We start from the raw sequence: 17633 nt of genomic DNA on the forward strand, positions 1-17633 counted from the left end.
ATCGGGTCAGGTCCACAGGTCGGGCCACGCGTGGCCGAGCTCGAGGACCAGCTCGCGCAGCAGCGGCAGGCTCACGCCCACCACGTTGTGGTGGTCGCCCTCGATGCCGCGCACGAACGCGCCCCCGAAGCCGTCGATGGTGAACGCTCCGGCGACGTGCAGCGGCTCGCCGGTCGCGACGTAGGCCTCGACCTCCTCGTCGCTCACGTCGGCGAAGTGCACGAGGGTCGAACCGGTGGCCGCGGCCACGCGCCCCGAGGCCACCTCGCGCAGGCTGTGCCCGCTGTGCAGGACGGCGGTGCGCCCCCGCATCGCCCGCCACCGCTCGCGCGCCTCGTCCGCGTCGTGCGGCTTGCCGAGCGCCTCGCCGTGCCCGTCCGAGCCCGCGACCGGCTGCAGCTCGAGCACCGAGTCGCAGCCCAGGACGAGCGCGTCGGGAGGTACGTCGTCGCGCGCGGCGACGGCGGCGCACTTGAGCTCCGCGAGCTGGAGCGCCAGCTCGGCCGGCGGCAGCCCGCTCACCTGCGTCTCGTCCACCCCGCTCACGATGACCACCGGCTCGATGCCCGCCGAGCGCAGGGTGGCCAGGCGGGCCGGGGAGGCCGAGGCGAGGACCAGCGGCACGCGCGCGGAGGTCACAGGCGCCCCAGCGCCGAGCGCAGCGGGTCGAGCCCGAGCGAGCCCAGGTCGAGCGCCTCGCGGTGGAAGGCCTTGAGGTCGAAGGCGTCGCCGTGGCGCTGCCGGACCTCGTCCCGCGCCTCCAGCCAGATCCGCTCGCCGACCTTGTAGGAGGGTGCCTGGCCGGGGAGGCCGAGGTAGCGCTTGACCTCGAACTGGATGAACTCGTCGTCCATGCGGCAGTGCAGCCGCATGAACTCCAGCCCCAGCTCGGGCGTCCAGGTGGCGCCGGGGTGGAAGGCGGTGCCGCCGGGGCCGAGCCGGTTGTCCTCGGGGATGGTGAGCTCGAGGTGCATGCCGATGTCGACGATGACGCGCGCGGCGCGCAGCGACTGCCCGTCCAGCATCCCGAGGAGGTCGGCGGGGTCGTCGAGGAAGCCGAGCTCCTCCATGAGCCGCTCGGCGTAGAGCGCCCAGCCCTCGCCGTGCCCGCTGCACCAGCACATCAGCCGCTGCCAGCGGTTGAGCGTGTCGCGGCGGTAGGCCGTCTGGGCGACCTGGAGGTGGTGCCCGGGCACGCCCTCGTGAAACACGGTGGTGACCTCGCGCCACGGGTGGAAGTCCTCGATGCCGTCGGGCACCGACCACCACATGCGTCCCGGCCGCTCGAAGTCCTCGGACGGACCGGTGTAGTAGATGCCGCCGTCGTTGGTCGGGGCGAACATGCACTCGATGCGCCGGATCGGCGCCGGGATGTCGAAGTGCACGTCGGCCATCGCGGCGATCGTGCGGTCGGCGAGGTCCTGCATCCAGGCGCGGAACGCCTCGCGTCCGTGGACCACGCGGGTCGGGTCGGCGTCGAGGTGGGCCACCGCGCCGTCGACGTCGGCGCCGGGCAGGATCCGCTCGGCGGTGGCGTCCATCAGGTCGGACAGGCGCTGCAGCTCGGCCCAGCCCCACGCGTACGTCTCGTCGAGGTCGACCTCGGCGCCGAGGAAGTAGCGGCTCGCGAGCGCGTAGACCTCGCGCCCGACCCCCTCGCGCGCGGCGCCCTGCGGCTCCAGCTCGTCGCCGAGGAACAGCCCGAACGCCGCGGTGGCGGCGCTCGCGGCACCCGCGAGGGCGCGCAGCTCGTCGCGGTCGCCGCCCTGGAGGCGCTCGACGAGGCCGAGGTAGAAGTCGCCCGCCTCGCCCACCTGCCCGGTCCAGCGGCGCACCTGCTCGGCCACCTCGGCGTACTGCCGCGCCGCGACGACGTTGCCCTTGCGCGCCTCGTCGGAGAGCGTCACGCGCAGGCCCTCGAGGGCGGCTGGCACGCCGGCGAGGCGCGACGCGATCGCCGCGACGGCCTCCTCGCCCTCGGTCGGCATCAGGTCGAAGACCCCGCGGATCTCGTGCAGCGGGCTCCACAGCACCGACATGCGCGAGCGGTTGACGCCCGCCTCCTCCAGCTCGATCTCGAGCCGGGTCCGCTCGAGGAACGCGTCGCGCGCCGCCGCCTCGCGGTCGTCGACGGGTGTCGCGGCCTCGACGGCGGCGACCGCCCGCCGGGCCAGCGCCTCGCGGGCGTCGAAGCCGGCGGGGGAGAAGTCCGTCAGCTCGTGCTCGTGCCCGGCAACCCCGATCGAGGTGGCGGTCAGCGGGTCGAGGGCGCAGTAGTCGTCGACGTAGGCGTCGCAGAGGGCGTCGATGGTGCGTTCGGTCACGCGGGCGACCCTAGACCCCGGCTCCGACGTGCGACGATCGCCCGGTGACCCATCTCGGATCGATCATCCTGGCCGGCGTCCTGGCTGCCGGGTCCTGGCTCGTGGCGCCGTCCGCCGGGGCGCAGGCGGTGGACGACGGCTTCGGCGACGCGGACGTGGCACGGGCGGCGTACGACTGGCTGGGTCCCGACATGCCCAACGACACCTACGCCATCACGCTCGTGACCGGCCGCTCGGTCCGGTCGGTGCTGCGCGTCCTGGCTCCCCGCCGGAGCCTCGGGCCGAGGACGCCCGGGGACGCGGCCGCGTACTTCTTCGACCGCATGGACCGGTACTACTCGGGGCCGCACGTCGTCCAGGTCGCGGAGCACGGGCCGGGGGTCGTGGTGATCGACGTCAGCGGCTTCCCGACCGACCGCGAGCTGGCCCGGCTCGGCAGGCACGGCACGGCGTCGAGCTTCAGCACCACGGTCGAGCTCGACACGTACGTCACGGTCGCGCGACACGGCCGCGTGGTCCGCCAGTTCGACACCGGCTTCCGCCCGCCACGAGAGGGCGCGCTGCCCCAGGAGGCGGGCCTCGGCTTCGGTCGCAGGGGCGTCGACCCGTTCTCGCCCGCGTGGGCGCTCAACGAGCGGCTCACCCGGATCCACGTGTCGAAGGACTGGTTCTTCGCCGAGCACCCGACCTACGTGCTCCCGGGCCGCGTCTGAGCCGGACGGCCGGGCCTACTGCGGCAGGCCGCTGGCCCGCCAGGCGCCGAGGCCGTGCCGGTGCGTGCGCCGGACGCCCCGGGCGGGGTGGGCCCACACCGGTCGGGGTCGCTTCGGCGCCTCACCGCCGCCGGTGCCGAGCGCAGAGAACACCGCCACCAGCGCGGCGACTTCCTCCGGCGTCGCGTCGGGGTTGACGATCCGCAGGACGGGCGGCTGCTGCTCGGACATCAGAGGGGGATGTTCCCGTGCTTCTTGGGCGGGAGGGTCTCCCGCTTCGTGCGCAGCAGCCGCAGCGCGCGGATGACCTCGACGCGGGTCTCGTGCGGGGAGATGACCGCGTCGACGTAGCCGCGCTCGGCGGCGACGTAGGGATTGGCGAGCGTGGTCTCGTACTCGTCGATGAGCTCGGCGCGCCGGGCCTCCACGTCACCACCCTCCTCGGCGACCTTCTTCAGCGTCTTGCGGTGCAGGATGTTGGCCGCGCCCTGGGCGCCCATCACCGCGATCTGGGCGGTGGGCCAGGCGACGTTGATGTCGGCGCCGAGGTGCTTGGAGCCCATCACGTCGTAGGCGCCGCCGTAGGCCTTGCGCGTGATGACCGTGACGAGCGGGACGGTCGCCTCGGCGTAGGCGTAGATGAGCTTGGCGCCGCGGCGGATGATGCCGTCCCACTCCTGGTCGGTGCCGGGCAGGAAGCCGGGGACGTCGACGAACGTCAGGACCGGGATGTTGAACGCGTCGCAGAAGCGGACGAACCGCGCCGCCTTCTCGGAGGCGTCGATGTCGAGGGTCCCCGCGAACTGCATCGGCTGGTTGGCCACGATGCCGACCGACTGGCCCTCCACACGGCCGAAGCCGACGATGATGTTCGGCGCGAACAGCTCCTGGACCTCGAGGAAGTCCTCGTCGTCGAGCACGGCGGTGATCACGTCGTGCATGTCGTAGGGCTGGTTCGGGGAGTCCGGGATGATCGTGTCGAGCGTGCGGTCGAGGTCGGTGACGTCCATGTCCGGCGCCTCGTCGAACTCGGGCGCCGGGTCGAGGTTGTTCTGCGGGAGGAAGGACAGCATCGACTTCACGTACTCGATGGCGTCCTCCTCGTCGGAGGCCATGTAGTGCGCGTTGCCCGACTTGGTGTTGTGGGTGCGCGCGCCGCCGAGGTCCTCCATCGTGACGTCCTCGCCGGTGACGGTCTTGATGACGTCGGGCCCGGTGATGAACATCGCGGAGGTCTGGTCGACCATGATCGTGAAGTCGGTGACGGCGGGGGAGTAGACGTGGCCGCCGGCGCAGTTGCCCATGATCAGGCTGATCTGCGGGATGACGCCGGAGGCGTGCACGTTGCGCCGGAAGATCTCGCCGTAGAGCCCGAGGGAGACCACGCCCTCCTGGATCCGGGCACCGGCACCCTCGTTGATGCCGATGATCGGGCAGCCGGTCTTGATGGCGAGGTCCATCACCTTGGTGATCTTCTCGCCGTAGACCTCGCCCAGCGAGCCGCCGAAGACGGTGAAGTCCTGGCTGAAGACGCACACCATCCGCCCGTTGACCTCGCCGTAGCCGGTAACGACGCCGTCGCCGTACGGGCGGTTCTTCTCCAGCCCGAACGCCGTCGAGCGGTGCCGCGCGAGCTCGTCGAGCTCGACGAAGGTGCCCTCGTCGAACAGCATCTCGATGCGCTCGCGCGCGGTGCGGCGACCCTTGGCGTGCTGCTTCTCGATCGCCTTGTTCGACCCGGCGTGCACCGCCTCGTCGAGGCGCCGCTCGAGGTCCGCGAGCTTGCCCGCGGTCGTGTGGACGTCGATCTCCGACTCGGACGGGACGTCGGTGCCTTCACCCGGCTGCGCACTCATGTGGGGCAATCTAGACCCCATGACGCCCAGCCCGGCACCTCGCCCACCCATCGACCTCGACCGGCTGGTGGCGCCCGCGGGCTGGCGCGTGGAGGTCGTCGAGTCGGCGCCGTCGACCAACGCCGCGGTCGCCGAGCGGGCCCGCGCCGGCGAGGAGCCCGGGCTCGTCCTGGTCACCGAGCACCAGACCGCCGGACGCGGACGGCTGGACCGGGCGTGGGAGACGCCCGCCCGCTCGTCACTGACGTTCTCGGTGCTGCTGCGCCCCGCCGTGCCGGCGGCGTCGTGGCCCTGGCTGCCGCTGCTCACCGGGTACGCCGTCCAGGCCGCGCTGGGCGACCGGCTGCCCGACGTCGCGCTCAAGTGGCCCAACGACGTCCTCGTCGACGACGGCTCGGGCGCCGGGCGCAAGGTCTGCGGCATCCTCGTCGAGCGGGTCGAGACCCCCGACGGTCCGGTGGCGGTCGTCGGCATCGGCATCAACGTCGACCAGACCCTCGACGAGCTGCCCGTCGCGCTCGCCACGTCGGTCGCGCTCGAGACGGGCGAGCCCGTCGAGCGCACCGGCCTGCTCGGCCAGGTGCTCGGCTCGCTGCACGGCCTGCTGGGCCTCCTCGACGACGTCGAGTCGCTGCGCCGGGCGTACGCCGACGTGTGCGTGACGCTCGGCCGGACCGTCGACGTCCACCTCCCCGGGGGCGACGTGCGCCGCGGCGAGGCGCTCGACATCGACGCGACCGGGGCCCTGGTCGTCGGCACCGACGACGGCACGTTCACGGTGGCCGCGGGCGACGTGGTGCACGTCCGTCCCGCCTAGCAGGGCGCGGCACCGGGTGACATGATCGGCGCGTGGCGTTCCCGAGCAAGCTCCTCAACCCCGGTGAGCGCGTCGTCGTCTCCACCCGGTCCCACCCCAAGGCGCTGATCGGCCCCGGCCTCGTCCTGGTCGTGCTCGTCGCGGCCGTCGTGTGGCTCAGCACCGTCACCGACTCCACGGTGGCCGGTGGCGCGGCGGGCGTCGTCGCCGTGCTGGTGGCCATCTGGTTCGTGGTGCGGCCCCTCGTGAAGTGGCTGACCACGACCTACACCTTCACCAACCGCCGCTTCATCAAGCGCTCCGGCTTCATCGCCAAGGAGGGCCGCACGATCCCGCTCAACCGGATCAGCGGCGTCGACTTCGAGATCGGCGTGATCGACCGGATCTTCGGTTGCGGCACGCTCGTCGTCTCCGACGCCAGCACCGACGGCAGCGTCCTGCTCCACGACATCCCCGACGTCGAGCAGGTCCAGCTCCAGGTCTCCGACGAGCTCCACCGCCTCGCGAGCGGCGACCGCCACGACGATGGCTCCTGACCGCAAGCGCCGCGGCGGCCTCCCCGGCGCCGGCCCGCAGGGGGACCCGGGGGAGCAGCTCGACCACGCGATCCTGCGCAGCGAGCCGGCGTACAACGCCCTCGAGGTGGCGGCCGAGACCGGCGTCACCATCGAGCAGACCCGCCGCCTGTGGCGCGCGCTCGGGTTCCCGGAGTTCAGCGGCGAGAAGGCCTACACGGCCGCCGACATCGAGGCCGTCTCGACCCTCATGGGCTTCGTCGACTCCGGCGCCGTCGACTTCGACATGGCCGTCAACCTCACGCGCGGCGTCGGCCAGACCATGGCCCGGCTCGCCGACTGGGAGGTCTCCACGCTGGTCAGCCGCGTCGAGGAGATGGAGGCCGGCGAGGAGGCCACCGGCTCGCGCATCGGTTCGGCCCTGCGCCTCATCGACGAGGTCAACCCGCCCTTCGAGCGGCTGCTGGTCTACGCCTGGCGCCGCCACCTCGCCGCCGCGGTGGGCCGCATCGAGGCGATGGGTGCGAAGGACGAGGACCTGCACACCATCGACGTCAGCGTCGGGTTCGCCGACCTGGTCTCCTTCACCGCGCTGTCCAACACCCTCGACCGCGACGAGATCGGCGACCTGGTCGAGGTCTTCGAGAGCCGGTGCCAGGACGTCGTGGCCCGCTACGGCGGCCGGATCATCAAGAGCCTGGGCGACTCGGTCCTCTTCGTCACCAACACCGCCGAGGAGGCGGTCGGCGTGGCCGAGGGGATCATCAACGTCATCGGCCGCGACCCGAAGATGCCCGACGTCCGCCTCGGCCTCGCCAGCGGACCCGTCATCCAGCGGCTCGGCGACATCTTCGGCCCGCCGGTCAACATGGCCGCCCGGTTGACGCAGGTCGCGCGCCGCAACCGGCTCATCGTCGACCAGAACACCGCCGACCTGCTCCCCGACGAGGAGTGGGAGGACCGCCGGCTGCCCGCCCGCCCGGTGCGCGGCTTCGGCCTCGTGGAGCCCGTGGCCGTACGCCGCCGCTGACGCCCGCGGCGCGCGCCCGGAGTGGTCCAGACCAGTTCGCCACAATTCACCCATAAGGACCACCTCGCGGGCGGGCGGTCCCTAGTTTTCACCGCGTGCTGGCTGTGCAGGACGTACGACTCGACCCCACCTCGCGACAGGTGTGGCGTGGCGACCGTGAGATCAGGCTCTCCCGCAAGGAGTTCCAGCTCCTGCACGCCCTCATGGCGCGCCCGGGCGACATCGTCACCCGCGGCGAGCTGATGGCCGACGTGTGGCAGACGTCGTTCTACACCAACTCCAAGACCATCGACGTGCACCTCGGCTGGCTGCGCCGCAAGCTCGGCGACGACCCCCGCAACCCCACGCTGATCACCACCCACCGTGGTCGCGGACTGCGATTCGAGCCGGCCGCGGACACGATCGCCAGCTGAGCAGCGCGGCAGCGTCCGGGACCGGTGCCCGGACCGCGGGCGCGGTCACGACCCGGGTCAATTAGGCTCCCCGTCGTGTCCTCGACCGGCTCGCACCGCGCTCCCACGCTCGCCGTCATCGGGGGCGGCCAGCTGGCCCGGATGATGGCGCAGCCCGCCATCGCGCTCGGCCTCCCGCTGCGCCTGCTCGCCGAGGCCGAGGGCGTCTCGGCCGCCCAGGTCATCCCCGACCACCTCGTGGGCGACTACACCGACCTGCCGACGCTGCGGAAGGTCACCGACGGCGCCGTCGTGGTCACCTTCGACCACGAGCACGTCCCGACGGCGCACCTGCACGCACTCGCCGACGACGGGGTCGCCGTGCGGCCCGGCCCGGAGGCGCTCGTCCACGCGCAGGACAAGGCGGTGATGCGGCGCCGCCTCGCCGAGCTCGACGTCCCGTGCCCGCGCAACGCGGTCGTCACCTCGACCGCCGACGTGGAGGCCTTCGGCTTCCCGTGCGTGCTCAAGACCACCCGCGGCGGCTACGACGGCAAGGGCGTGTGGGTCGTGCGCGGGCCCGACGAGGCCCAGGTGGCCTTCGACGCCGCCGCGGCCGCCGGCGTGGAGGTGCTGGCCGAGGAGCTCGTCGAGTTCCGGCGCGAGCTGTCCGCGCTCGTCGCCCGCTCACCCAGCGGGCAGGCGGCGGCGTACCCGGTCGTCGCCTCGACGCAGCTCGACGGCATCTGCCACGAGGTGGTGGCCCCCGCGCCGGACCTGGCGCCCGCGCTGGCCGGTGAGGCGCAGGAGATCGCCCTGCGGGTCGCCGGTGCGCTCGACGTCACGGGCATCCTCGCCGTCGAGCTCTTCGAGACAACCGACGGCCGGATCCTGGTCAACGAGCTGGCGATGCGCCCCCACAACACCGGCCACTGGACCCAGGACGGCGCCGTGACGTCCCAGTTCGAGAACCACCTCCGCGCCGTCATGGACCTCCCGCTGGGCTCGCCGGCCCCGCGTGAGCGCTGGACCGTGATGGTCAACATCCTCGGCGGCCCCACCGACAGCGGCCACCTGTACGACGGCCTGCCGCACGCGATGGCGCGCGACCCGCGCCTGCGGGTGCACCTCTACGGCAAGGACCTGCGTCCCGGGCGCAAGGTCGGCCACGTCAACGCCTACGGCGACGACCTCGACGACTGCCTCGAGCGGGCGCGGCACGCCGCCGCCTGGTTCCGCGGCGACCTGGGCAACGAGAGCGAGTAGGGACATGGACGAGACGCAGACGCCGCAGGACGGCCCGGACCGGCACCCGGCCGTGAAGGTCGGCATCGTGATGGGCTCCGACTCCGACTGGCCGGTCATGCAGGCGGCCGGCGAGATCCTCACCGAGCTCGGGGTCGCGTGGGAGGCCGACGTCGTCTCCGCGCACCGGATGCCCACCGAGATGATCGCGTGGGGCCGCGAGGCCCACACCCGCGGGCTGTCGGTCGTCATCGCGGGCGCCGGGGGAGCGGCCCACCTGCCGGGGATGCTCGCGTCGGTCACGCCGCTGCCAGTCATCGGCGTGCCGGTGCCGCTGAAGTACCTCGACGGCTTGGACTCGCTGCTCTCGATCGTGCAGATGCCGGGCGGCATCCCCGTCGCCACGGTCGCGATCGGCAACGCCAAGAACGCCGGCATCCTCGCCGCGCGCATCCTCGCGACCAGTGACCCCGACCTGCAGCAGCGCCTCCTCGACTACCAGGCCGAGCTCGCCGAGACCGCCCACGCGAAGGGCGACGTCGTACGCCGTGCCGCCGCCGGCGACACCCGCCGCGTCGGCTTCTAGTCGCGCTCCCGGTCGCGCACTCGGCCGCGGAGGGCCTTGGTCGAGCCGCGCTCCTTCTTCGCCTTGAGCCTGCGCTCCTTGGCGCCGCGGCTGGGTCGCGTGGGCCGACGCGGCGGCGGGGGCGGTGCCAGCGCCTGCCGCAGCAGGTCGGCGAGGCGCTCGCGCGCGGCGACGCGGTTGCGGTGCTGGGAGCGGTGCTCGGACGCGGCGATGGTGACGCGACCCGAGGGCCAGCGACGGAGCGCTCGCGCCCGCTGAGCGTCGGTGAGCGCGGTCGACGAGGCGACGTCGAGCTCGAGCTCCACCCGCGAGTCGGTGGTGTTCACCGACTGCCCGCCCGGACCGGGCGACCGGGAGAAGCGCTCGACCAGCTCGACCGCGGGCACGACCAGGCCATCGGGCAGGCCCGGGCCGGCGGGGACGTGGAGGTCGCGCATCCCCCCATTGTGGGATGAATGGCGGTGGTGCTTGACGGCGACCGTCCGAGGCGCCAGCGTCACGCCCATGGGGGAGCAGCGGGTCGGTGTCGTGGGTGGGGGCATCCTCGGCGTCGCCATCGCGCGCGAGGTCGTCCGCCGGCGCCCGGGCACCGAGGTCGTGGTGCTGGAGAAGGAGGACCGCCTGGCCGCGCACCAGACCGGCCACAACTCCGGTGTCGTGCACGCCGGCATCTACTACAGGCCCGGCAGCCTCAAGGCCGAGCTGTGCGCCCGCGGGCGCGACCTCCTGCGCGAGTTCTGCGCCGAGCACGCCATCGCGTACGACGCCTGCGGCAAGCTCGTCGTGGCGGTGGACGCCGACGAGATGGGCCGCTTCGACGCCCTCGAGCAGACGGCCCGCGCCAACGGCGTGCCGGGGCTGCGCCGGCTTACCGCCGGGGAGATCAGCGACGTCGAGCCGCACGCACGCGGCCTCGCCGCGCTCCACTCCCCGCAGACCGCGATCACCGATTACCCCGCGATCACCCGGGCGCTCGCCGACGACGTCTTCGCGGCCGGCGGCGGCGTGCGCCTCGGCGCGCGCGTCGTCGGCATCCGCCGGCACGGCGACGCGGTGCTGGTGCAGGTGGAGGGCGACCCCACGCCGCTGCGCTTCGACCACGTCGTGGTCGCGGCGGGCCTGCAGGCCGACCGGGTCTCGGCACTCGTCGACGGCGAGCGCAGCCCGGCGATCCTGCCGTTCCGCGGCGAGTACCTCGGCGTCACGCCCGCGAAGCAGGACCTCGTGCGCGGCATGGTCTACCCGGTGCCCGACCCGCGCTACCCCTTCCTCGGGGTCCACTTCACCCGTCGCGTCGACGGCTCGCTCGAGGTCGGCCCCAACGCGGTGCTCGCCACCCGCCGCGAGGGCTACCGGCGTCGCGACGTCTCTGCCTCCGACCTGCGCGACGTGGTGGCGTGGCCGGGGTTCTGGCGGCTCGCCCGCGAGCACTGGCGCACGGGGGTCGACGAGGTCGTCGGCTCGGCGTCGAAGCGGGCGTTCATGCGCTCCGCCTCCCGCTACGTCCCGGAGATCGGCGTCGGCGACGTGACCCGCGCCGGGAGCGGCGTGCGGGCCCAGGCGGTCGACCGCGACGGCAGCCTCGTCGACGACTTCCGCATCACCCGCGCCGACGGGGTCACCTGCGTGCGCAACGCCCCCTCGCCCGGCGCGACCTCCAGCCTCGCCATCGCGGCCCACGTGATGGACGAGGTGTGGCAGCCCCGCGCGTGACCGCGACTGTCTAGGGTCCTGCCATGACGACTCGCTGGGGAATCGCCGCGACCGGCGGGATGGCCGCCGCCTTCGCCTCCGACCTTGCCGTGACCACCGACGCGGAGATCGCGTTCGTGGGCAGTCGCTCGCCGGAGTCGGCCTCGGCCTTCGCCGACCGGTTCGGCGCGCCCGGGTCGGGCACCTACCGCGACCTCGTGGAGGCCGGACGACGCGGGGACGTCGACGTCGTCTACGTCGCGACCCCGCACCCCCAGCACCACGACCTCGCCCTCGCCTGCATCGAGGCGCGGACCCCGTTGCTCGTCGAGAAGGCCTTCACCGCCACCCTGGCCGGGGCGGAGGAGGTAGTCGCCGCGGCCCGCGCCGCCGGGGTGTTCTGCATGGAGGCGATGTGGACCCGCTTCCAGCCCGCGGTCGCCCACCTCCGCGACCTCGTCGCCGCCGGGGACATCGGGGAGGTGCTGCTGGTGCAGGCCGACTTCGGGGCGCAGCGCGACTTCGACCCCGCGAGCCGGCTCTTCGACCTCACGCTCGGCGGCGGCTCGGTCCTCGACCTCGGCGTCTACCCGGTCTCGCTCGCCCAGCACCTCCTCGGGCGTCCCGACCGGGTCACCGCGACCGGCACGACCTACCCCAACGGCGCCGACCGGTCGGCCGCCATCCAGTTGTCGTACGACGACGGGCGGGCCGCGTCGCTGACCTGCACGCTCGCCAGCCAGACGCCCGGCCGGGCGATCGTCGTGGGCATCGCGGGCTCGGTCGAGGTGGTCCCGCCCTTCTACCACCCCAGCGCGCTCGTCGTACGACGCAACGGGGCGGAGCCCGTCGACGTCGAGCGCCTGCCCACCGGCCGTGGCTACGTCCACCAGGCCGAGGAGGTGCAGCGCTGCCTCGCGGACGGGCTGACGGAGAGCCCGCTCATGCCGCTGCAGGACACCCTGGACGTGATGTGGGTGCTGGAGGAGGCACTCGGGCAGCTCGGCATCACGATGGCCGAGGCGGCCGTCGATCTCTAGCCGCGACGGGCCGGGTCAGCGGCGGCGCCTGCTCCACTCGATCGCCGGGCAGGTGTCCATCACCATCGGCACACCGGCGGCGGTCGTGCGCTCGAACGCGTCGGCGTCGACGACCCCGAGCTGGAACCACACGCCCTTCGCGCCGACGGCGACCGCCTGGTCCGCGAACTCGCCGGCCGCCTCGGAGCGGCGGAAGACGTCGACCACGTCGATGGGCACGGGCACGTCGGCGAGGGTCGCGTAGCCCTGCTCGCCCAGCACCGCGGGAGCACCGGGGTCGGCGAAGACCGGGTGGACCGGGACGATGCGCTTGCCGCGCTCCTGGAGCAGCGCGGCGATGGAGTACGCCGTCCGGCCGGGGTCGCCGGACAGGCCCACGACCGCCCACGTCCCCGCCTCGTCGAGCATCCGGTCGACGGTCGCGGGGTCCTGCCAGTCTCGGCTCACCGAACGCTGCGAAGTGGTCATGCCTCCACCGTAGTCAGGCGGGCCAGCCGGGGGTGTCGATCGCCACACCTCCGATGCCTCCTCGCGAAAGCATGGACGTCCTAGAATCCGGAGCCATGAGCGAGTTCCCCCTCTACGCCCTCTCCGAGGAGCACCAGGCCATCCGCGAGGCCGTCCGGGCCGTCGCCGACGCCAAGATCGCGCCCCACGCCGCCGAGGTCGACGAGGAGGCCCGCTACCCGCACGAGGCGGCCGCGGCGCTGCTCGCGTCCGACTTCCACGCCCCCCACGTGCCGGAGCAGTACGGCGGCGCCGGCGCCGACGCGCTGGCCACCGTCCTGGTGATCGAGGAGGTCGCCCGCGCGTGCGTGTCGTCCTCGCTGATCCCGGCGGTCAACAAGCTCGGCTCGCTCCCCGTGCAGATCGCCGGGTCCGAGGAGCTCAAGCAGACCTACCTCGGTGCGCTCGCCCGCGGCGAGGGCGGCTTCTCCTACTGCCTCTCCGAGCCCGACGCCGGCTCCGACGCCGGCGGCATGAAGACCCGCGCGGTCCGTGACGGCGACGAGTGGGTGCTCGACGGCGTCAAGCGCTGGATCACCAACGCCGGCGAGTCCGAGTTCTACACGGTCATGGCCGTCACCGACCCCGAGAAGAAGACCCGCGGCGGCATCTCGGCGTTCGTCGTGGAGAAGTCCGACGAGGGCGTCTCCTTCGGTGCGCCGGAGAAGAAGCTCGGCATCAAGGGCAGCCCCACCCGCGAGGTCTACCTCGACAAGGTCCGCATCCCCGCCTCGCGGATGATCGGCGAGGAGGGCACCGGCTTCGCGACCGCCATGAAGACCCTCGACCACACCCGCGTGACGATCGCCGCGCAGGCCGTCGGCGTCGCCCAGGGCGCGCTGGACTACGCGCTCGACTACGCCAAGGAGCGCCAGCAGTTCGGCCGGTCGATCGCCGACTTCCAGGGCCTGCAGTTCATGCTGGCCGACATGGGCATGAAGGTCGAGGCGGCCCGCCAGATGACGTACGCCGCCGCGGGCCGCTCCGAGCGCGGCGACGACGACCTCACCTTCTTCGGCGCGGCGGCCAAGTGCTTCGCCTCCGACGTCGCGATGGAGGTCACCGTCAACGCCGTGCAGGTGCTCGGCGGCTACGGCTTCACGCGCGACTACCCGGTCGAGCGGATGATGCGCGACGCCAAGATCACCCAGATCTATGAGGGCACCAACCAGGTCCAGCGGATCGTGATGGCCCGCCAGCTGCTCGCCGGGGTGCAGTCGGAGCTCTGACCCGGCGGGTCGCCGGGGACCACCTGGTCAGCCCGGGGTCATGTGCGTCCAGGGACGCGACAGCTCGAAGCGTCGCCCGCTGATCTCGGTGACGCCGACCTCGACGACGTTCCACTTCTCCGTGGCGACCCACGGGCGGAGCGGCAGGTTCTCGGCGCGGTGCTCCTCGTCCTCCTCGAGCTTCCTGGCCCGGCCGCGCAGCACGATGCTGGTGGCCTGCTCCCCGACGACCTCGTCGACCTCGAAGGCGACGTCGGGGTTCATCACGACGCCGAGCAGCTTGGAGCCCTCGGCGGTCCGGAAGAGCAGGGACCGCCGGCCGGTGGCCGCGTCGTGGTCGACGGCGTAGTTGACGGGCGCGATGTGCACCTCGTCGGCGAGGTGGTGGGCCAGCCGGCCGAACTCGTGGCGGCGCAGGAACTCCCAGCACTCCTCGGTGCCCAGGCGGGTGATCGGCTCGTCCATACCGGGACCGTACGGCGGGGGAGCGGGCGACGGCAGGGCCCTTGGACCCCTCCGGCCCGGGCCATCCTCACCTGTCGGGCAGCGGCCGGGAGGCGCACGCTGGAGGCATGGACACCACACGCACGCCCACTCGCCGGATCCTGGTCGCCTACGACGGCTCGGAGGACGCGGAGCTCGCGCTCCGGTGGGCGGCCGAGGAGGCACGCTCCACCGGTCGCGGGCTCCACGTCGTCGCCGTGGACGACGCGGTGACCTCTCCGTGGGGCACCGAGGCGGTGCACCGTGGGGAGAAGGTCCTCGCCGGCGTCGAGGACAGCCTCGGCGACCTCGACGTCGTGCTGGAGACCCGCATCGGCAACGTGACCGGCGAGGTGCTGCGCGCCGCGGTGTCCGCGGACCTCGTGGTGCTCGGCAGCCGCGGTCACGGCCGGGCCGAGGACCTGCTCGTCGGCTCGGTCAGCCAGCACGTGGTGCGCCACTCGCCGCGCCCCGTGGTCGTCGTACGCCCGACGCACGCGCCCGACTCGCGCCGCATCGTGGTCGGCGTCGACGGCTCGGTGACGAGCTCGGCTGCTCTGGACTGGGCGTGCGCGCGCGCCGAGCGGACCGGGGAGACGGTGGTGGCTCTCCACGCGTGGCGCACGCGGGCACCGTCCACCGACGTGTGGAGCGCCAAGGCCCGGGCGCCCGAGGGGCTCGCACACCGCGAGGTCCTGCTCGCCGAGAGCGTGGCCGGCATGCGGGTCGACCACCCCGACGTGGCGATCGAGCAGGAGGCGATCCCGGTCGCGCCCGTGCCGTGCCTGGTGGACGCCTCGCGCAACGCCTCGCTGCTGGTCGTGGGATCGCACGGCCTCGGCTTCTTCGGCGGCCTGCTGCTGGGCTCGGTCAGCCAGGCGGTGCTGCAGCGGGCGAAGTGCCCGGTGGCGGTGGTGCGCTGAGGGCTAGCCTCGCAGCGTGCCCACCCTCCACCTGACCATGCCCGACGGCGACGCCGAGGCGTACCTCGCCACCGCGCCGGACGGGGGACCCGCCCCGGGCGTCCTGTTCGTCATCGACGCGATCGGCCTCCGTCCCCGGATCGAGGAGATGGCCGACCGGATCGCGTCGTGGGGCTACGCGGTGCTGGCCCCCAACGTCTTCTACCGCACGGGCACCGCGGCCGAGCTCGCCCCGGACACCGACCTGCGCGACCCCGGCGCGCGCGAGGCGTTCATGCCCGGCGCCATGGAGCGGGTCGCGGGGCTCACCCCCGACCTCCTCGCCCGCGACCTGCCGGCCTACCTCGCGGCGCTGCGCTCGCAGCCGGGGACGACCGGCGAGGGCGTCGGGGTCACCGGCTACTGCATGGGCGCCCGCATCGCACTGCGTGCGGCCGGGATCGACCCCGGCGTCGTCGCGGTGGGCGGCTGGCACGGCGGAGGGCTGGTGACCGAGGAGCCCGACAGCCCGCACCGAGCCGTGGCCACGGCCCGTGCGGCCTTCGCCTTCGGCCACGCCTCGAACGACCGGTCGATGCCGCCGGAGGCCGTCGCCGCCCTCGGCGACGCGGTCGCCGCTGCGGGCCTGCCCGTGGTCAACGAGGTGTTCCCGGGGCCGCACGGCTACTCGATGTCCGACACCTCGCTGTACGACGAGGAGTCCACCGAGCGGCACTTCGCGAGCCTGCGGACGCTGCTCGACTCCACCCTCGCGCCCGCGGCGGCCCCGCCCGCCGGCTAGATGTGCACCGTGGGCGGCGTCCAGTCGCGCCGGTTGGCGACCACGTCGTCGGCGTAGGACTCCAGGCCCTGGTGCCCGAAGGTGCCGCCGTCCGCTGGGGGCTCGGTCCGGAGGCCGTCGAGCGCCTTGCGCATCTCCTCGGTGATCCGCTTGAGGTCGTTGAGGAACCCGTTGTGGATCTCGGAGGCGGTGGCCGCGCTGAGCACCTCCATCTCGATGCTCTTGTCCGGGATGATGTAGGTGACCAGGCCGGTGACGAGGCTGACGCCCCCGCTCACCGCCGCCGCGGGCGGGAACAGGGCCACCAGGCCGGTGACGGTGCTGACGTGGCCGAGGATGTCCTTGGCGCCGCTGTTGTCCGTCATCGCCCCCGTCGGCCACGCGCCGCTGCGGTCCTTCCAGGCCTGCCACTGCTCGAGCGCCTCCGTGACGCGGTCACGGCACTTCTCGGTCGCCTCCAGCAGGTTGGCCTGGTAGTCGGACAGGGCCGCGCCGACCTGGGCGCTCGAGGACGCGAGACGGGCGGCCGCGTGGAGGTAGAGCCCGCACTTGTCGTTGACGTCGTTCCAGAAGTCGTAGAAGGACTCCGAGCTCTGCGACGTCGCCGGCCAGTGGGTGCGCAGGTCGGCCAGCCACTGCGGCGCCTCGGGGTCGTCGGGGCTCGTCCACCCGGCGCCCGGCTCGAGCTGCCCGGCGAGCCACCGGGTCAGGTCGCTCAGCGCCCGCACCGGCGCCTCCATCGCCGAGGGGTCGGGCTCCCAGACGTCCTGGCTCGCGCTGCGGTAGACCATGGGCACCGCACTGTTGACCCAGCTGTCGTGGCTCTGGTTCCACGTCGTCGTGAGCGCCTCCTGCATGAGTCGCTCGCGGTCGGCGTTGGTGACCGTCTGCTCCGACCAGTCCGGGTGGGTGGGGTGCATCGCGACGTAGAGCGCCTGCGTCTCCCACGGGTGCGATCCCGGGATCGAGAAGTAGCCCGGCTCGTGGCACCACCCGTCCTCGAGGTGGCGGTTCTGCTCGCTGTCGAACAGGTCGGCACAGGCCTCGTTGCCCTCCAGCTCGCCGATGCCGTCGACGATCTGCGTGAAGAGGGGGTCCAGCCGGTCGATCAGCCCGCTCACCTCACACCTCCGGCGCGGTGGGCTCGGGCGCGAGCTCGGGATCGCCGACGTACTGCTGGTGCTGGGCGAACCACGCCTCGGCATCCGCGTCGACGGCCACGAAGTCGTCGGCGATCGCGTCGAGGGCCGTCGCGCTGTCGTTGAAGGTGCGGACCATCGAGCGCAGGTGCACGAAGAGCTCGACCGAGAGGTCGGCCAGGTCCCCGGCGACGGGGTGGTTGCCGGCGAGCGCGAGCTGGGCCACGATCGGGTCGATCGCCCCGGACGTGGCGTCCGCGTGGGCGGCGAAGTCCGCCGCCTTGGCGGGCAGGACGTCGTGGGCAGCCCGGTAGATGGCGCCCATCTTCATCTCGATCACGGTCATGTGGTCCCCCTCGAA

At 73.2% G+C, this 17633-nt stretch carries 21 protein-coding genes; 12 read left to right on the forward strand and 9 right to left on the reverse strand.

The genetic code is table 11. The features are described 5' to 3' along the window. Window positions 1-6: 6 nt before the first annotated feature. Together NYO98_RS03655 and NYO98_RS03660 are read right to left on the reverse strand one after the other, a co-directional pair. Window positions 7-639, reverse strand: a complete 633-nt coding sequence (locus tag NYO98_RS03655) for a Maf family protein (RefSeq protein ID WP_268110168.1) — start codon at window positions 637-639, stop codon at window positions 7-9. Further along, window positions 636-2324: a DUF885 domain-containing protein gene (locus NYO98_RS03660; protein WP_268110169.1), complete on the reverse strand. Its 1689-nt coding sequence runs from the start codon at window positions 2322-2324 to the stop codon at window positions 636-638. The genes NYO98_RS03655 and NYO98_RS03660 overlap by 4 nt, the downstream gene beginning before the upstream one ends. A 44-nt stretch (window positions 2325-2368) precedes the next feature. Here NYO98_RS03660 and NYO98_RS03665 point away from each other — a divergent pair, with 44 nt between their 5' ends. Further along, window positions 2369-3037: a DUF6461 domain-containing protein gene (locus NYO98_RS03665; RefSeq protein WP_268110170.1), complete on the forward strand. Its 669-nt coding sequence runs from the start codon at window positions 2369-2371 to the stop codon at window positions 3035-3037. Between the two features lie 15 nt (window positions 3038-3052). Here NYO98_RS03665 and NYO98_RS03670 read toward each other — a convergent pair whose 3' ends face one another. Together NYO98_RS03670 and NYO98_RS03675 are read right to left on the reverse strand one after the other, a co-directional pair. Continuing rightward, window positions 3053-3268: an acyl-CoA carboxylase subunit epsilon gene (locus NYO98_RS03670; RefSeq protein WP_268110171.1), complete on the reverse strand. Its 216-nt coding sequence runs from the start codon at window positions 3266-3268 to the stop codon at window positions 3053-3055. Further along, complete coding sequence (locus NYO98_RS03675) at window positions 3268-4893, reverse strand: acyl-CoA carboxylase subunit beta (protein WP_268110172.1); 1626 nt, start codon at window positions 4891-4893, stop codon at window positions 3268-3270. The genes NYO98_RS03670 and NYO98_RS03675 overlap by 1 nt, the downstream gene beginning before the upstream one ends. A 19-nt stretch (window positions 4894-4912) precedes the next feature. Here NYO98_RS03675 and NYO98_RS03680 point away from each other — a divergent pair, with 19 nt between their 5' ends. The 6 genes from NYO98_RS03680 (at window position 4913) to purE (ending at window position 9478) form a co-directional block, all read left to right on the forward strand. Further along, window positions 4913-5710, forward strand: a complete 798-nt coding sequence (locus NYO98_RS03680; RefSeq protein ID WP_268110173.1) for a biotin--[acetyl-CoA-carboxylase] ligase — start codon at window positions 4913-4915, stop codon at window positions 5708-5710. A gap of 32 nt (window positions 5711-5742) precedes the next feature. Beyond that, window positions 5743-6246: a PH domain-containing protein gene (locus NYO98_RS03685; protein ID WP_268110174.1), complete on the forward strand. Its 504-nt coding sequence runs from the start codon at window positions 5743-5745 to the stop codon at window positions 6244-6246. Next, complete coding sequence (locus NYO98_RS03690; protein WP_268110175.1) at window positions 6236-7255, forward strand: adenylate/guanylate cyclase domain-containing protein; 1020 nt, start codon at window positions 6236-6238, stop codon at window positions 7253-7255. The genes NYO98_RS03685 and NYO98_RS03690 overlap by 11 nt, the downstream gene beginning before the upstream one ends. Window positions 7256-7350: 95 nt before the next feature. Beyond that, window positions 7351-7668, forward strand: a complete 318-nt coding sequence (locus tag NYO98_RS03695; protein ID WP_268110176.1) for a winged helix-turn-helix domain-containing protein — start codon at window positions 7351-7353, stop codon at window positions 7666-7668. 75 nt (window positions 7669-7743) lie between these two features. Continuing rightward, window positions 7744-8913: a 5-(carboxyamino)imidazole ribonucleotide synthase gene (locus NYO98_RS03700; RefSeq protein WP_268110177.1), complete on the forward strand. Its 1170-nt coding sequence runs from the start codon at window positions 7744-7746 to the stop codon at window positions 8911-8913. A gap of 4 nt (window positions 8914-8917) precedes the next feature. Then, window positions 8918-9478, forward strand: coding sequence for a 5-(carboxyamino)imidazole ribonucleotide mutase (purE, locus tag NYO98_RS03705; protein ID WP_268110178.1), 561 nt, complete (start codon window positions 8918-8920; stop codon window positions 9476-9478). On the opposite strand, the gene arfB is transcribed toward purE, so the two are convergent. After that, window positions 9475-9915 carry an alternative ribosome rescue aminoacyl-tRNA hydrolase ArfB gene (gene arfB, locus NYO98_RS03710; RefSeq protein WP_268110179.1) on the reverse strand — a complete coding sequence of 147 codons (441 nt, stop codon included), beginning with the start codon at window positions 9913-9915 and terminating at the stop codon, window positions 9475-9477. The genes purE and arfB overlap by 4 nt on opposite strands. A gap of 67 nt (window positions 9916-9982) precedes the next feature. Between arfB and lhgO the strand changes: the two genes are divergently transcribed. Next, the gene (gene lhgO, locus NYO98_RS03715) at window positions 9983-11191 is read left to right on the forward strand and encodes an L-2-hydroxyglutarate oxidase (protein WP_268110180.1); all 1209 of its coding nucleotides are present in this window, start codon (window positions 9983-9985) and stop codon (window positions 11189-11191) included. Window positions 11192-11214: 23 nt separating this feature from the next. Further along, window positions 11215-12210, forward strand: coding sequence for a Gfo/Idh/MocA family protein (locus NYO98_RS03720; RefSeq protein WP_268110181.1), 996 nt, complete (start codon window positions 11215-11217; stop codon window positions 12208-12210). Window positions 12211-12225: 15 nt separating this feature from the next. On the opposite strand, the gene NYO98_RS03725 is transcribed toward NYO98_RS03720, so the two are convergent. Beyond that, the gene (locus NYO98_RS03725; protein WP_268110182.1) at window positions 12226-12678 is read right to left on the reverse strand and encodes a CoA-binding protein; all 453 of its coding nucleotides are present in this window, start codon (window positions 12676-12678) and stop codon (window positions 12226-12228) included. Between the two features lie 95 nt (window positions 12679-12773). Here NYO98_RS03725 and NYO98_RS03730 point away from each other — a divergent pair, with 95 nt between their 5' ends. Further along, complete coding sequence (locus NYO98_RS03730; RefSeq protein ID WP_268110183.1) at window positions 12774-13946, forward strand: acyl-CoA dehydrogenase family protein; 1173 nt, start codon at window positions 12774-12776, stop codon at window positions 13944-13946. A gap of 27 nt (window positions 13947-13973) precedes the next feature. Here the strand turns inward: NYO98_RS03730 and NYO98_RS03735 are convergent, their stop codons facing one another. Next, window positions 13974-14411 (reverse strand): pyridoxamine 5'-phosphate oxidase family protein, encoded by a 438-nt coding sequence (locus tag NYO98_RS03735; protein ID WP_268110184.1) that lies wholly within the window; start codon window positions 14409-14411, stop codon window positions 13974-13976. 107 nt (window positions 14412-14518) lie between these two features. On the opposite strand from NYO98_RS03735, the gene NYO98_RS03740 reads away from it, so the two are divergent. Beyond that, a complete protein-coding gene (locus tag NYO98_RS03740) occupies window positions 14519-15352 on the forward strand; it encodes a universal stress protein (protein ID WP_268110185.1) in 834 nt (277 codons plus the stop codon). A 16-nt stretch (window positions 15353-15368) separates the two neighbouring features. Then, the gene (locus NYO98_RS03745; protein ID WP_268110186.1) at window positions 15369-16133 is read left to right on the forward strand and encodes a dienelactone hydrolase family protein; all 765 of its coding nucleotides are present in this window, start codon (window positions 15369-15371) and stop codon (window positions 16131-16133) included. On the opposite strand, the gene NYO98_RS03750 is transcribed toward NYO98_RS03745, so the two are convergent. Beyond that, window positions 16130-17254 (reverse strand): hypothetical protein, encoded by a 1125-nt coding sequence (locus NYO98_RS03750; protein ID WP_268110187.1) that lies wholly within the window; start codon window positions 17252-17254, stop codon window positions 16130-16132. The two genes, NYO98_RS03745 and NYO98_RS03750, sit on opposite strands and share 4 nt — an antisense overlap. Before the next feature lies 1 nt (window position 17255). Next, window positions 17256-17618 carry a hypothetical protein gene (locus tag NYO98_RS03755; protein ID WP_268110188.1) on the reverse strand — a complete coding sequence of 121 codons (363 nt, stop codon included), beginning with the start codon at window positions 17616-17618 and terminating at the stop codon, window positions 17256-17258. Between the last annotated feature and the right edge of the window lie 15 nt (window positions 17619-17633).

The organism is Nocardioides pini, from assembly GCF_026712185.1.
In the GTDB taxonomy this organism is placed as follows: domain Bacteria; phylum Actinomycetota; class Actinomycetes; order Propionibacteriales; family Nocardioidaceae; genus Nocardioides; species Nocardioides pini.

What these genes read in the sequence shown, in the direction of transcription:
- NYO98_RS03670 (WP_268110171.1), bottom strand. Translation starts at nt 3,268, where the DNA reads ATGTCCGAGCAGCAGCCGCCCGTCCTGCGGATCGTCAACCCCGACGCG.
- NYO98_RS03675 (WP_268110172.1), bottom strand. Translation starts at nt 4,893, where the DNA reads ATGAGTGCGCAGCCGGGTGAAGGCACCGACGTCCCGTCCGAGTCGGAG.
- NYO98_RS03680 (WP_268110173.1), top strand. Translation starts at nt 4,913, where the DNA reads ATGACGCCCAGCCCGGCACCTCGCCCACCCATCGACCTCGACCGGCTG.
- NYO98_RS03690 (WP_268110175.1), top strand. Translation starts at nt 6,236, where the DNA reads ATGGCTCCTGACCGCAAGCGCCGCGGCGGCCTCCCCGGCGCCGGCCCG.
- purE (WP_268110178.1), top strand. Translation starts at nt 8,918, where the DNA reads ATGGACGAGACGCAGACGCCGCAGGACGGCCCGGACCGGCACCCGGCC.
- arfB (WP_268110179.1), bottom strand. Translation starts at nt 9,915, where the DNA reads ATGCGCGACCTCCACGTCCCCGCCGGCCCGGGCCTGCCCGATGGCCTG.
- lhgO (WP_268110180.1), top strand. Translation starts at nt 9,983, where the DNA reads ATGGGGGAGCAGCGGGTCGGTGTCGTGGGTGGGGGCATCCTCGGCGTC.
- NYO98_RS03720 (WP_268110181.1), top strand. Translation starts at nt 11,215, where the DNA reads ATGACGACTCGCTGGGGAATCGCCGCGACCGGCGGGATGGCCGCCGCC.
- NYO98_RS03725 (WP_268110182.1), bottom strand. Translation starts at nt 12,678, where the DNA reads ATGACCACTTCGCAGCGTTCGGTGAGCCGAGACTGGCAGGACCCCGCG.
- NYO98_RS03730 (WP_268110183.1), top strand. Translation starts at nt 12,774, where the DNA reads ATGAGCGAGTTCCCCCTCTACGCCCTCTCCGAGGAGCACCAGGCCATC.
- NYO98_RS03735 (WP_268110184.1), bottom strand. Translation starts at nt 14,411, where the DNA reads ATGGACGAGCCGATCACCCGCCTGGGCACCGAGGAGTGCTGGGAGTTC.
- NYO98_RS03740 (WP_268110185.1), top strand. Translation starts at nt 14,519, where the DNA reads ATGGACACCACACGCACGCCCACTCGCCGGATCCTGGTCGCCTACGAC.
- NYO98_RS03755 (WP_268110188.1), bottom strand. Translation starts at nt 17,618, where the DNA reads ATGACCGTGATCGAGATGAAGATGGGCGCCATCTACCGGGCTGCCCAC.